Raw genomic sequence first — 12963 nt, forward strand, 5'->3', positions numbered from 1 at the left:
TTTTTACGTTCTGCTGTTTTTCCAGCCTGCGATTTTTTTGTGCAGGCGGGCCATTGGCTCAACCGAAACTTCAATGTCAGGAAGTGAATCAATGAAATGTCTTCCATACTTCGCTTCAATGATTCTTTTGTCAAAGACAAACAGGAGGCCTTTGTCGTTTTCTGTACGGATGAGGCGTCCAAATCCCTGTTTGAATTTCAGCACTGCCTCAGGAAGCGAATAATGGTAAAAGGCATTCTTTCCTTCTTTCGTCAGCTGTTCGCATTTGGCTGCTGTTCTGGGATCATCAGGCGGAGAAAACGGCAGCCTGACAATCACAAGCGTTGTCAGTTCATCGCCTGGAAAGTCCATTCCTTCCCAGAACGTGCTCGTTCCCAGAAGAATAGCCTTTTCAAACTGACGGAAGTTTTTAGTCAGCTTCGTAATGCTTCCGCCACCCTGGCCCATGATGACAAAATCATCCAGGCTCTGATCATTTTTAAGCAGCTGCTGCGTTTTTTTAAGCATATCATAGGCATTGAACAAGATAAGAAGCTTTCCTGACGCAGCTTTGGCTATTTCAGAAACCCTGCAGGCGATTGCTTCAGTATACTCATCAAGCGTAACATGCTGGACAGACGGGAAATCTGATGGAATCATCAGCATGGCCTGCTTCTTATAATCAAAAGGTGAGTCAATTTTGTGGACCAAAGGATAGAAATCGCTTAGCCCAAGCTCAGAAATCATATAATCAAAAGTCCCGTTTACAGTGAGAGTGGCCGATGTAAGAACAGCGCTCTTCATACTGGCGAAAAATCCGTCAGCCAGCTGATCAGAAACAGAAACAGGCTGTGAATACACACTTACCGCATTTCTCGCTCCCCTGGACTCTATCTCAATCCACTTCACTTCTCCCGGGCTGTCCTTAAAGAAAAGGGAATCTAGGCTGTCATATGCAGCCTTAAACCGGTCAAGCACTTCCCAGTATTCATAAAGATCGAACGATTCTTCTCGTTCTTCCAGTCTGCTGAAGACACCCTTCTGTTTATTCATGATGGACATCATATCATGAAGCTGAAATTTCACTCTTGCTGCAAGCTCTAAAATGGCCAGCCATTTTCTGCTTTTTTTCTCATCATGACTGAAGCGGCAGGCAATCCTGTTTGATGAAGAGTCCTTTTGGTTCTGCAGCACATAGCTGTGCAGGGTTGTAAACAGAAGCTGATTGTCTTCTGCAAGCTGCTTTAGAATCGCATCGATTTCAAGAAACGGTTCACTCCATTTCTTTTTGCTGAAAAGCTGCTGCGTTTTGCGGAGCAGACCGTCTGTATAAAGGTTGCCCAGCTGATTTGTCAGGGCTTGAAGCGTCAGGTAATGAATTCTTTTCCCTAAATGCTCACTTGCTGTCCGCTCAAAATGATGCGCCTCATCAATGACGACTTCCTCGATGCCTTCAAGCATGTCTGAGGAAGAAGAAACGGCTGAGAGCAAAAGCGAATGATTCGTCATGATCACATCAGCCTGATTTGCCCGCTTATAGGCTCTCGTATAGAAACAGCGTTCCTTCCAAGGATTTGACGCGGACCCCGACAGCTTCGGGTCGTAGTGGAGCCTTTGCCATAGGAGTTTCCCGCCAGAAGGCAGATTGAGTTCATCCACATCTCCTGTTTCGGTCTCGGTCAGCCAGATAAGCAGCTGCGCTTTCGTCAAAAGATTATCATAATTCATATCTTCTTCATTCAGGTACTTTTCGAATTTCCTTAAGCAAAGGTAATGAGATCTCCCTTTAAGAACAGCCATCGAAAACGGCAGACCGGCTGCCTGTTTCAAAAGCGGATATTCTTTTTCCATCACCTGCTGCTGAAGGGCTATCGTATAGGTGCTGATGAGCACTCTCTTCTTTTCAGTAAGGGCATAATAAACAGCGGGAACAAGATAGCCCAGTGTTTTTCCCGTCCCTGTCCCTGCTTCGATCAGACTGTGCTGATGGCTTGCAAAAGACTGATAAACCGATTTCATCATGTTTACCTGTTCACTGCGCTTTTCGTATTGCACAAAGTGGGCTGCGACAGAACCATTTTCATTCATCAGTTTCTCTGCAAACGCATGGAAAGGAAGTTTTTCAGTCCCGGACTGATCCGGATTCTGTTTCGTATCGGCCATTTTTCTGACAGCAACCGACCGGTACACCTCGATATCCAGAGCCTCTTTCAGCCTCAGCTCACTCATTGTTTCAAGCTCCTCAAGCATTTCCTCGGCATCGCTGATAAACGAAGCTGATAATCTTTTGAGGGAATGAAGAGTAACAGAGGGCAAGCTTGAAAGCCTGGAAAGAATGTGAATAAGCAGTTCTCCCGTAACTTCCGCATCGCTGTCCGCCCTGTGCGGATTCTTGTGCTGGATCCCAAGGTCTCTGCAGAGCTCAGAAAGCTTGTAGCTGTCAGCACTCGGAAAAACAATCCGGGAAAGCTCGACTGTATCTAAAATCGGCCCTGTAAACATTTGAATGCCGCACCGGTTCAATTCCTCCTGAATGAAAGAAAGATCAAAATGAACATTATGGGCAACAAAATAAGCATCGTCCAAAAGCGATGACACTTTATCTGCAATCTCTTTAAATGCAGGGGCATCTTCCACCATTTCTGTCGTAATGCCTGTCAGCTGTTCAATAAAAGAGGGAATCTTTTTTTTCGGATTCACAAAGCTTGAGAAGCGTTCAATGATCTTTCCTTCTTCAATGACAACGGCTGCAAGCTGTATAATCCGGTCTCCCTTTTTCGGAGAATTTCCTGTTGTTTCCACGTCAACTACAACAAATCTTTGTTTCATTTTTACTACACCTCAATTAACCAGGGCCCGTAAAAGCCCCATCCAAAAAACCAATATCGTTATTTTACCACTTATAATGCAAAATCCCCCAAGATTTTGGGGGATTTTTTTGAAATCGTGCTATTTATTCATTACATGATGGTTGAAGCAGGCTCCTGGCCCAGCATCTCCACGATTTCATTGTTTTCATTCATGATGGCAACCTTCGGCTTGTGTGCGCGGACTTCTTCTTCTGACATCATGGCATAAGTTAAAATAATGACAACATCACCTTCTTGAACAAGTCTCGCTGCAGCGCCGTTCAGACAAACTGTGCCTGACCCTCTTTCCCCGGGTATAATGTAGGTTTCAAAGCGGGCTCCATTATTGTTATTTACAATCTGGACTTTCTCATTAGGAAGCATATCCACTGCATCGAGTATATCTTCATCGATTGTAATGCTGCCTACATAGTTCAAATTCGCCTCTGTCACCCTTGCACGGTGTATTTTACCCTTCATCATGGTGCGGAACATCCCTATCTCCTCCTGTATCTTTCTCTATAGCTGTAACGTAATATTATCGATTAATCTTGCCTTGCTGAATTTGACCGCTGCTGCAAGAATGATTTTTCCTTTTGCTTCCTGCAAAGGCTGCAGTTCCGGATAGGAATAAACCTCGACATAGTCAATTTCGCCGGCTGTTCTGTCTTCAATCCTCTTTTTCACAGTATCAGCTGCATGTTCCGGAGAATGGCCTGAAGCAAGCAGCCCGGCACCTTCATTCAAGGCTTTATACAGTTCAGGCGCCTGTTCTCTTTCTTCTTCAAGCAGATAAACATTGCGAGAACTTTTGGCTAGTCCGTCCGGTTCTCTGACCGTTTCAACCGGTACAAGCTCAACAGGGAAATGAAAATCTTCAATCAGTCCGCTGATCACCGCAACCTGCTGAGCATCCTTCATTCCAAAATAGGCCCGGTCCGGCTGAACAAGATGAAACAGCTTCGTCAGGACAGCTGCTACACCGTCAAAATGCCCGGGTCTGGATTTGCCGCATAAAACATTCGTGCGCTTCACTGCTTTCATGGAAATGGACGGTTCATGAGGGTACATTTCGTCTGCAGAGGGAGCAAACAAATAGTCTGCGCCCTCTTCCTTTGTCAATATTGCATCCCGCTCCAAGTTGCAGGGATACGAATCAAAATCCTCATTTTCACCAAACTGGAGAGGATTGACAAAAATGCTGACAACAAGCAGATCGTTTTCTTCCCGTGCTTTTTTCATCAGACTTAAGTGGCCCTCGTGAAGATAGCCCATCGTTGGAACGAAGCCAATGGTACGGTTTTCTTTTTTATGATTTTTGATAATCTGCTTTAGTTCCTTTATGGTTGTGACAGTTTTCATTTTGCAGCAGTACCCCCGTACAACGCCTGTAGTTCTTCGTCTTTCAACGTGAATGTATGTTTTTCTTCAGGAAATTCTCTCTTTTTCACTTCCTGCACATAAGCAGTCAGAGCGGACTTCATCCCGCTGCCGGCATTTGTGTACTGTTTGACAAACTTTGGCACACGGTCAACGCCGTAGCCAAGAACATCGTGGTAGACAAGCACCTGTCCGTCTGTTGAGGCTCCTGCCCCAATTCCGATGACAGGAATGGATAATGTATTTGAAATTTCTGATGCAAGCTGGCGCGGAACACATTCCAGCACAAGCGCAATTGCGCCCGCTTCCTCGCACTGCTTTGCATCATGCATTAATTTTTTTGCACTTTCTGCATCTTTTGCCTGAACTTTATATCCCCCAAGCACTCCTACTGACTGCGGTGTAAGGCCAAGATGGGCAACAACCGGCACTCCTGCTGATGTAAGCGCTTCAATATTTTGGAGCACCCCATCCGCCCCTTCAAGCTTAAGAGCATGTGCCCCGCTTTGCTGCATGATCTCCGCTGCATATTTAAGGGTCTGTTCTTTTGAGACATGATAGGACATAAACGGCATGTCAGTCACGATAAACGTAGAAGGCGCCCCTCTTTTAACAGCTTTCGTGTGATGAATCATATCCGCGACTGTAACAGGCACAGTTGAATCGTATCCAAGCACGACCATGCCGAGTGAGTCACCGACTAAAATCATGTCCACACCTGATTCTTCAGCAAGCCTGGCTGAAGGATAATCGTAGGCTGTAAGCATGACGATCGGTTCATTTTCCTGCTTCATTTTGACAAAATCAAGTCTCGTTTTCATTTTTTTCCCTCCCATGTGATGCAGAGGAATTTCGGAACCAGCAAATGGCCGACCGCAAAAAAACCTTCTCCAATAGGAAGAAGGATTGATGGTCTCATCATATCTGGCTTGATATCCCTCTGTCCCAGTCCGAATTCCGGATCAAGGCAGAACTATTAAAATCTGGTTTTCATTGCTAGCAGGTGCAATTCCTGAAAAAGGATACTGCCCGCCTTGAATTATACCAGAAAGTAAAAGGGGATACCAAGTATTTATGACTGGATTTCGATATCGGCAGAATAGATTTTTTCAAGCTTCCCTTCATCTGTTTCCAGAAGAAGAACGCCTTCATCATCGATTCCTGCAGCCCTGCCGCGCAGAGTTCCCTGCAAGGTTCTTGCAATCAGTTTTTTATTCAGACTGATGGCGTAACTTTCCCAAAGAAGCTTGACAGGTTTAAATCCGTGCGCAAGATAGCTCTTATACAGCTTTTCAAAGTGGATCATCACAGACTGTATCAGCTTTGCCCTGTCAATCTGCTGACCTGTCTCTTCCGCTAAAGATGTAGCAATATGCTGAAGTTCTTCTGGAAATTGCTCTTTCGTATGATTCACATTGATGCCGACCCCGATAATAACAGAATGCACCCTGTCAGCTTCAGCCTGCAGCTCCGTTAAGATTCCGACGGCTTTTCTGCCATTAATGAGGATATCATTCGGCCATTTAATTTCAGGTGTCAGTCCCGTGACATCTTCAATGGCCTGTATAAGGGCAACCGCCGTCAGCAATGTCAGCTGCGGGGTTTTATTGATCGGAATTTCAGGCTTCAGAATCATGCTCATCCAAACGCCCGTCTGTTTCGGGGAATACCACGCTCTTGCAAGCCGGCCTCTGCCTTCTGTCTGCTGGTCGGCTACTACAAGAGTCCCTTCTAGTGCACCGTCGCCCGCCAGAGTATGGGCAATCTTTTGTGTAGATGCCACGACTTCCTCGAAGTGGATATGACGCCCCATAAATTCTGTTTTCAGCCCGAGCTGTATTTCATTGCCGCTGATCTTATCCGGCTTGCGGGTAATTCTGTAGCCGCGTTTTCGGACCGCTTCAAGCTGATAGCCCTCGCTTCTCAAGTCCTCAATATGCTTCCAGACAGCTGTCCTTGAACACCCGAGTGTCTCACTCAATTTCTGCCCGGATAAAAATTCTCCCTCGGCTTCTGAAAAAGCCTGAAGCAATCGCGTTCTTAATTCAGATTGCACGATTTCAACATCTCCTTAATCGCTTCCTTGCTGTTTTCTACCTGACCATTCACTACGGCAAGTTCTATTTTTTCCATATACTCACTCAGCCACGGTCCGGGTTTACGGCCTTCAAAAGCCATCAAATCGTTCCCGTTCACAGCAAGCTCCCTCTTTGAATGAACAGGAAGGGAATGATATTGCGCTTTGATCTCCCGGATCTTAGATTCACTGAACGGAAGACCGCTAAGCAGACAGTATACAGCTTCAGTCTGCAGCGCACACTGCAGGCCTGCCCTGTAAAGATTAACCTTTGTCCAGTCAGACTGCCTGCGCTCCTCCAAAAACAGAAGGTTCTGCCTGATGGCCCCAATTTGCCTGTTGGAAAGCTTCCATTTTTTCAGAAAAGCTTCAATGCCGCTTATTCCAATAACGTCAATGAAAGCGGTCCAGCGCTCTTCATGTGAACTCAGTCGGTAAAAAGGAAGATCAGCCGCCTGCAGGATCTGCTGCTTTTTCTCTTTTAAACCAGGAAGATATTCACTCATGCCCGTCTCTGCAATCAGCCTCAAGCCTTCGCTGCATCCGGAGCCTGCCATCGTTTTTTCAAATTCGGCCGTTTTGCGTTCTGCCGATATATGCTTAAGCAGGGATATGTGGCTGACAATGGCATCATGTGTGCCTTCGCTTAGAGAAAAGCCGAGCTGACTGACAAAACGGACAGCTCTCATCATTCTCAGCGCGTCTTCTGAAAATCGTTCGGCAGGACTGCCTACTGTAGCTATCCGTTTTTTTTCAGCGTCTTCCCTGCCGTTAAAATAATCGATGATGCTGCCGTTCTCATCCATGGCCATGGCATTGATCGTAAAATCACGGCGTTTTAAATCTTCTTTTAACGAGGAAACAAACGTCACTCCGCTTGGCCTGCGGTTATCCTCATACGCAGACTCTGTCCGGAACGTTGTGATTTCGTAGTGAATTCCGTTTTCAATCACAATCACCGTGCCGTGCTCTGAGCCGATATCAACGGTTTTCTGAAAGAGCTGCTGTACTTGATCCGGTGTCGCAGATGAGGCGATATCGACATCTTTAATCGGTTTGCCGAGGAGCTGGTCTCGGACAGAACCGCCTACAAAATAAGCCTCAAAGCCGTGTTTTTTCAGCTTTGAAAGAACAGGAAGCGCCTCCTGAAATTCTCTATTCACCCTGCTCACCTGATTCCGCCAGTTGATAGTAAAGAGTTTCATACTGTTTGACAATATGGGCAGAATGAAAGGTTTCCTGTGCGATTTTGACGGATTCTTTTGACATCCGCTCATGAAGTTCATGATCCGTTAACAGCGAAATCGTTTTTTCTGCTATAGATGAAATATCCCCTACATCGCACAGGTATCCGGAAACGCCATCCTGAACGACTTCAGGAATCCCTCCAATATTGGATGCCACACAGGGAACCCCGCATGCCATCGCTTCAAGAAGGACAAGTCCAAAGCTTTCTTTCTGTGAAAGGAGCAGCTTCACATCACTTAATGAATACAGTTCTTCAAGGTGATTCTGCTTACCAAGAAACAGAACGTCTTCGCTGATGCCCAGTTCCTTCACGAGTTTGCAGACAGACGTCATCTCCGGCCCGTCCCCTACAAGAAGAAGCTTTGACTTTACTTCTTTAGTAACGCGTGCGAACACCTTGACCACATCCTGCACCCTTTTTACCTGCCTGAAGTTTGAAACGTGAATCAGTACTTTTTCATCTTCAGCTATGCCATATTCTGCTTTCAGATGACCGACATTTTTCTTTTTGTAAATGCGTTCATCGATAAAGTTGTAGACGGTCTGTATGTCTTTCTCGGGATGAAGAAGCTCATACGTCTGATCGGCAAGTGCCTTTGACACAGCCGTCACTGCATCAGAGGCTTCTATGCCGAACTTAATCATATTGGACAGTGACAGATCATGACCGAGAACTGTAATATCGGTTCCGTGCAGCGTGGTAACGATTTTCAGGTGGTCACCCGTCATCTGTTTTGCAAGATGGGCGCAAATCGCGTGGGGCACCGCATAATGAACATGAAACAAGTCCAGCTCTTCCCTTTTCGCCACTTCAGCCATCTTGCTTGCGAGCGCAAGATCATAAGGAGGATGCTTGAAGACAGAGTATTGATTCACTTCCACCTCATGAAAAAAGATATTGGGATACATTTTATCAAGCCTGAAGGGTCTGCTTGTTGTGACAAAATGAATACTGTGTCCTTTTTCCGCCAGTTTTTTGCCAAGTTCCGTTGCCACTACCCCCGAACCGCCGACAGACGGATAGCAGGTAATGCCGATTTTCAACTTTTTCATAGTTGTTCACCGAGCAGGTCCTTATCAAGCAATAGAGGTGACCTTGAGAAAAATCCCTCTGCATAAGTGACTCCCGCTTCTTTCCCAAACAGCCGCTCCCGGCTTTCAACACTTTCTATGTATCCGTTCGTAAGGGGTGTATCAACGGATGATTCACCCTTGATGAACTGGCTTTCGTACGCTTTCAGACTCAATCGCTTTTTCTCCATCGTACCGGTTACATCAACAACAAAATCCGGCTTGTGAAAACCGTTGATCATATAAAAATAGACGCGGTTCACTCTGTGAGGTGCCTGAGATTTTGAATCACGGACATTTTTAACAGCTGCAGAAAAGCTTGCTTCCTCTACAAGTTTTGCACAATTCCCGTGATCAGGATGACGGTCCTGAAACCATGGTGCAAATACGAGCTTAGGTTTATACTGCCTGATAACCGTTATAATCTTATCTATGTATTGTTCGTTCATATAAAGTCCTCTGTCAGGGAGGTCAAGGAAAATCCGTTCCTGCAGACCGAGTATGTCTGAAGCAAGCTGCGCCTCTTTTTTCCTGACTGCGACCGTTCCGTTTGAAGACAGTTCTGCCTCCGTTAAATCGCAGATTCCCACTCTGTACCCCTGCTCCGCATATTTAGCGAGAGTTCCCCCCATCCCGATTTCGGCATCATCGGGATGGGCTCCGAATGCAAGGATATCAAGGTTATTCTTTTCCATAGTCATCATCAATTTCTTTGTCATTTACAATTGCTCTCCATTTCAAATCACCGCGCTCCAGTCCATGTATCAGAATTTCTGCTGTTCCCATATTCGTCGCAAGCGGAACCGCATAAACATCGCACAGCCGGATTAAAGCGGACACATCAGGCTCATGAGGCTGGGCAGTCAGAGGATCACGGAAGAAAATGACCATGTCCATCGCATTGTTTGCGATGCATGCGCCAATTTCCTGATCACCGCCAAGCGGCCCTGACTGGAATCTGTGGATTTCAAGGCCTGTCGCCTCTGTTACTTTGAAGCCTGTTGTTCCGGTCGCATAAAGTTTATGTTTTCCAAGGATGCCTTTGTAGGCCAGTGCAAACTGAATAAGATCATTTTTTTTCTTATCATGAGCTATGAGTGCAATATTCATCTGACATTCCCCTTTAGTCGATTAAATTTTCAAGGCCGTATACAAGAAGATCCAGCTTCATCACCTGTTCGACGCACAGTTTAACACCCGACATAAACGATGCCCGGTTAAATGAATCGTGGCGGATGGAAAGTGTCTGCCCGTCTCCCCCGAACAGCACTTCCTGATGGGCAACAAGCCCCGGAAGCCGGATGCTGTGTACGTGAATCCCCTTGTAATTGGCACCGCGGGCTCCTTCTAATGTCTCTTTCTCATCCGGATGTCCCTGTTCTTTCTCTTCTCTGACAGCAGAAATCATTTCCGCCGTTTTCAAACCAGTCCCGGAAGGTGCATCCAGCTTCTGATCGTGGTGCATCTCAAGAATTTCTACATCCGTAAAATACTTGGCGGCCATTTGTGAAAATTTCATCATTAAGATGGCACCGACTGCAAAGTTTGGTGCAATAATGGCGCCAATGCCTTTTTCTTCTGTCAGCTCCTCGAGTTCTTTCAGGTCAGCATCCGAAAAACCGGTTGTGCCGACTACAGGTCTTACACCATATTCAAGAGCTTTCTTCGTATGAATCTTCCCGATCTCAGGTGTAGTTAAATCAATAAGCACATCAGGCTTTGTTTCCTGAAAGCATGCTTCTATATCCGTATAAATCGGTGCTTCGCTTTTGAAATCACCGGCTTCTTTCAGCGTTTGGCCTCCGAATTTATGATCGACTGCCCCTACGAGAGTAAAGTGCGGTGTTTCTTCTGCAAGCTTAACCGCCTCTCTTCCCATTCTTCCTCTAGGCCCTGCAATAACAACTTTAATCTGTTCCATAGCGGTTTCTCCTTACGACTCTTTTTTTGTCCAGCGGTCTTTATCTCTTGTTGTGAATTTTTTCATGACAAGATTATGCGCTTCTTCCAGATCGATTTGCAGAGAATTGGCAAGACAGATCAGCACAAACAGAATATCTCCTGCTTCCTCTTCGATCTTCTTTTCTTTTTCTGTATCCTTTTTTGGCTTTTCGCCGTATGTATGGTTTATTTCCCTTGCAAGCTCTCCCATTTCTTCGGTCAGTCTTGCCATCATCGCAAGCGGGCTGAAATATCCCTCTTTAAACTGGCCGATGTACTCATCTACTTCTTTTTGAAGGTCTTTCATTGTCTTTTGGCTCATAAAATCACCTCTTTATTCTTCTTCATGTTAGCGGGTTCAGGACATTTTGACAAATTTTCCGGCTTGCAAAAAAGGCGTGATTGCACCTTTTGTTTCCATCATCTATACTATTATCGCAAAGAACATAGAAAAGAGGATGATCGACATCATGTTTCTTCAATTGAAAATACGGAATATTTTCTTTATTTTACTCGGTTCAGCGATTTTTGCATTCGGACTAGTTCATTTTAACATGCAGAACAATCTCGCTGAAGGCGGATTTACCGGAATAACCCTTCTTTTATACTTTCTTTTTAACATTGACCCCTCGATATCCAACCTGGTGCTGAACATCCCGATCTTTTTCATCGGATGGAAATTGCTCGGCAGGACGACCTTTCTCTATACCATAATCGGTACGGTCGCACTGTCTGTCTTCCTTTGGCTTTTCCAGCGGTTTCAGATCTTCATGCCGCTTAAAGATGACTTGACCCTTGCAGCATTATTTGCAGGTGTTTTCATCGGAGTAGGCCTCGGGATCATTTTCAGATACGGCGGCACAACCGGCGGAGTTGATATCATAGCAAGACTGGTACATAAATACAAAGGCATCAGCATGGGAAAAACGATGTTCATCTTTGACTTTGTCGTCATTACCCTTTCCCTCATTACCTACTTATCCTATAAAGAAGCAATGTATACCCTTGTTGCCGTCTTTATTGGCGCAAGAGTGATCGACTTTATGCAGGAAGGGGCCTATGCAGCTAAAGGAGCGACAATCATTTCGGAGAAAAACGAAGAAATCGCAGAAAAGATCATGCAGGAGATGGACCGCGGCGTCACGACTCTAAAAGGAATGGGATCCTATACAAAAATGGACCGGAACATTCTTTACTGCGTAGTGGCAAAAAATGAAATCGTCCGCCTCAAAGCCGTCATCACATCCGTCGACCCCCACGCATTCGTGGCAGTCAGCGACGTCCATGACGTCTTAGGAGAAGGGTTTACGCTCGATGCGGATAAGAATCCTATTCAACGCTAGAAAAGCGGAATCGCCCGTTTAGCTCCGGGAGTCAGATAAGGAAATGGCGGTGAAGGCGCTTTTTGCCTTTGCCGACAGTTCCGTTCTGGCAGAGGAGTTGGGCGATGGAGCTGGACAACAAGAAAAGCGGAATCAGCCGTTTAGCTCCGCCAACTTCAAATAAAACAAACAAGAGGCCTCGCTCACGAGGCCTCTTACTTGTTAAAGTCACGTTCTCTATTCATTTTGTCTTTCTCGCCTTTGTACTTTCTCCAGCCTGTATAAGAAAGCGCCATAAAGATAATGCTTCCGGTAGAAATCATGACCCACCATAGAGACGGATCCGCTTCATCTTCTTTTACCCTCTCAAATAAGTTCTGCAAGTCTTCCTCCATCAATGTCAGCTGATTCACCTGTGATTCTACAGGAATTTCTGCAAAGAATGAATCTTCCACCACAGACTTGTGAGCTTCAATTCTCTTAAGCTGCTCAGACTCAAGATCCATCAGCATGCTGGGATAAACCGTTTCATAAAGAGAGACAAATTCCTCCCAGTTTTGTTCAAAAGCCTGATTATTTCCGTCTTTCACACCATCTTTCACTTGTGTGAAGGCACTCATAACAGGCGCTTCCATTGAACTCCACAGCGGCTGATGCTCTGATGCAGCTGCATCAACAACCAGCCTGAGGCGGATCAGGGCTCTTACTTTTTGATCAGGCGAGGCCCCTGTTTCCTGCAGCTTGTCGACAGCCGTCTGCTGAGAAGCTGAAATTGTACGGATTTCTGCAGCTGAAACGTCGTTATTTCCCTTTATGGATTTCTCGAATTCCCTGCCAAAATAATTGACGAGCTGAAGCGATTCTTCAAACCGGTTCTGTTTTGTCAGCTGAAGTGCTGTATCCGTCAGTTTATTTAAATCATCCCAGCTGCTGTCCATGTGCCCTGCACGATGATCAGCCAGTGAATAAAACGGCAGAGCAAGCGCCATGATCATAAAAACTGCCATTGCGGCTATTCGTTTTTTCATCCTTGTCCCTCCCACAGCTTCTACTTAAAACTATGAAAAAGTGGACAAGGATAGACCTTATTTTTCAG

At 45.7% G+C, this 12963-nt stretch carries 13 protein-coding genes; 1 reads left to right on the forward strand and 12 read right to left on the reverse strand.

Features of this window, described 5'->3' with window-relative positions; all coding sequences use genetic code 11:
- Window positions 1–3: 3 nt before the first annotated feature.
- From dinG to ACK1LH_RS12705, 11 genes are all read right to left on the reverse strand, one after another.
- Complete coding sequence (gene dinG / locus ACK1LH_RS12655) at window positions 4–2808, reverse strand: ATP-dependent DNA helicase DinG (protein WP_411333250.1); 2805 nt, start codon at window positions 2806–2808, stop codon at window positions 4–6.
- 131 nt (window positions 2809–2939) lie between these two features.
- Window positions 2940–3323: an aspartate 1-decarboxylase gene (panD, locus tag ACK1LH_RS12660; protein ID WP_029280316.1), complete on the reverse strand. Its 384-nt coding sequence runs from the start codon at window positions 3321–3323 to the stop codon at window positions 2940–2942.
- Between the two features lie 24 nt (window positions 3324–3347).
- Entirely contained in the window at window positions 3348–4190 is an 843-nt protein-coding gene (gene panC / locus ACK1LH_RS12665; RefSeq protein ID WP_411333251.1) for a pantoate--beta-alanine ligase, read from the reverse strand.
- Complete coding sequence (gene panB, locus ACK1LH_RS12670) at window positions 4187–5029, reverse strand: 3-methyl-2-oxobutanoate hydroxymethyltransferase (RefSeq protein WP_411333252.1); 843 nt, start codon at window positions 5027–5029, stop codon at window positions 4187–4189. Before panB ends, panC begins: the two co-directional genes overlap by 4 nt.
- Before the next feature lie 251 nt (window positions 5030–5280).
- Window positions 5281–6264 (reverse strand): biotin--[acetyl-CoA-carboxylase] ligase, encoded by a 984-nt coding sequence (locus tag ACK1LH_RS12675; RefSeq protein WP_411333254.1) that lies wholly within the window; start codon window positions 6262–6264, stop codon window positions 5281–5283.
- On the reverse strand, window positions 6249–7448 hold the full coding sequence (locus ACK1LH_RS12680) for a CCA tRNA nucleotidyltransferase (RefSeq protein ID WP_411333256.1): 1200 nt from the start codon (window positions 7446–7448) through the stop codon (window positions 6249–6251). The genes ACK1LH_RS12675 and ACK1LH_RS12680 overlap by 16 nt, the downstream gene beginning before the upstream one ends.
- On the reverse strand, window positions 7441–8586 hold the full coding sequence (bshA, locus tag ACK1LH_RS12685) for an N-acetyl-alpha-D-glucosaminyl L-malate synthase BshA (RefSeq protein ID WP_411333257.1): 1146 nt from the start codon (window positions 8584–8586) through the stop codon (window positions 7441–7443). The genes ACK1LH_RS12680 and bshA overlap by 8 nt, the downstream gene beginning before the upstream one ends.
- The gene (gene bshB1 / locus ACK1LH_RS12690) at window positions 8583–9323 is read right to left on the reverse strand and encodes a bacillithiol biosynthesis deacetylase BshB1 (protein WP_234703404.1); all 741 of its coding nucleotides are present in this window, start codon (window positions 9321–9323) and stop codon (window positions 8583–8585) included. The genes bshA and bshB1 overlap by 4 nt, the downstream gene beginning before the upstream one ends.
- On the reverse strand, window positions 9286–9714 hold the full coding sequence (mgsA, locus tag ACK1LH_RS12695) for a methylglyoxal synthase (RefSeq protein ID WP_029280303.1): 429 nt from the start codon (window positions 9712–9714) through the stop codon (window positions 9286–9288). Before mgsA ends, bshB1 begins: the two co-directional genes overlap by 38 nt.
- Before the next feature lie 13 nt (window positions 9715–9727).
- Window positions 9728–10525, reverse strand: a complete 798-nt coding sequence (gene dapB / locus ACK1LH_RS12700) for a 4-hydroxy-tetrahydrodipicolinate reductase (RefSeq protein ID WP_411333258.1) — start codon at window positions 10523–10525, stop codon at window positions 9728–9730.
- A gap of 12 nt (window positions 10526–10537) precedes the next feature.
- On the reverse strand, window positions 10538–10867 hold the full coding sequence (locus ACK1LH_RS12705) for a nucleotide pyrophosphohydrolase (protein ID WP_369733741.1): 330 nt from the start codon (window positions 10865–10867) through the stop codon (window positions 10538–10540).
- 148 nt (window positions 10868–11015) lie between these two features.
- Here ACK1LH_RS12705 and ACK1LH_RS12710 point away from each other — a divergent pair, with 148 nt between their 5' ends.
- Complete coding sequence (locus ACK1LH_RS12710; protein ID WP_029280298.1) at window positions 11016–11888, forward strand: YitT family protein; 873 nt, start codon at window positions 11016–11018, stop codon at window positions 11886–11888.
- A gap of 194 nt (window positions 11889–12082) precedes the next feature.
- On the opposite strand, the gene ypjB is transcribed toward ACK1LH_RS12710, so the two are convergent.
- Window positions 12083–12895 carry a sporulation protein YpjB gene (gene ypjB, locus ACK1LH_RS12715; protein WP_029566041.1) on the reverse strand — a complete coding sequence of 271 codons (813 nt, stop codon included), beginning with the start codon at window positions 12893–12895 and terminating at the stop codon, window positions 12083–12085.
- Between the last annotated feature and the right edge of the window lie 68 nt (window positions 12896–12963).

It is taken from the genome of Metabacillus indicus (assembly GCF_046603695.1).
In the GTDB taxonomy this organism is placed as follows: domain Bacteria; phylum Bacillota; class Bacilli; order Bacillales; family Bacillaceae; genus Bacillus_P; species Bacillus_P indicus.

Bases quoted from the DNA above. Each gene is read 5' to 3' on its own strand.
- panD (WP_029280316.1), bottom strand. From the start codon at position 3,323: ATGTTCCGCACCATGATGAAGGGTAAAATACACCGTGCAAGGGTGACA.
- panC (WP_411333251.1), bottom strand. From the start codon at position 4,190: ATGAAAACTGTCACAACCATAAAGGAACTAAAGCAGATTATCAAAAAT.
- mgsA (WP_029280303.1), bottom strand. From the start codon at position 9,714: ATGAATATTGCACTCATAGCTCATGATAAGAAAAAAAATGATCTTATT.
- bshB1 (WP_234703404.1), bottom strand. From the start codon at position 9,323: ATGACAAAGAAATTGATGATGACTATGGAAAAGAATAACCTTGATATC.
- bshA (WP_411333257.1), bottom strand. From the start codon at position 8,586: ATGAAAAAGTTGAAAATCGGCATTACCTGCTATCCGTCTGTCGGCGGT.
- dapB (WP_411333258.1), bottom strand. From the start codon at position 10,525: ATGGAACAGATTAAAGTTGTTATTGCAGGGCCTAGAGGAAGAATGGGA.
- ACK1LH_RS12710 (WP_029280298.1), top strand. From the start codon at position 11,016: ATGTTTCTTCAATTGAAAATACGGAATATTTTCTTTATTTTACTCGGT.
- ypjB (WP_029566041.1), bottom strand. From the start codon at position 12,895: ATGAAAAAACGAATAGCCGCAATGGCAGTTTTTATGATCATGGCGCTT.
- panB (WP_411333252.1), bottom strand. From the start codon at position 5,029: ATGAAAACGAGACTTGATTTTGTCAAAATGAAGCAGGAAAATGAACCG.
- dinG (WP_411333250.1), bottom strand. From the start codon at position 2,808: ATGAAACAAAGATTTGTTGTAGTTGACGTGGAAACAACAGGAAATTCT.
- ACK1LH_RS12705 (WP_369733741.1), bottom strand. From the start codon at position 10,867: ATGAGCCAAAAGACAATGAAAGACCTTCAAAAAGAAGTAGATGAGTAC.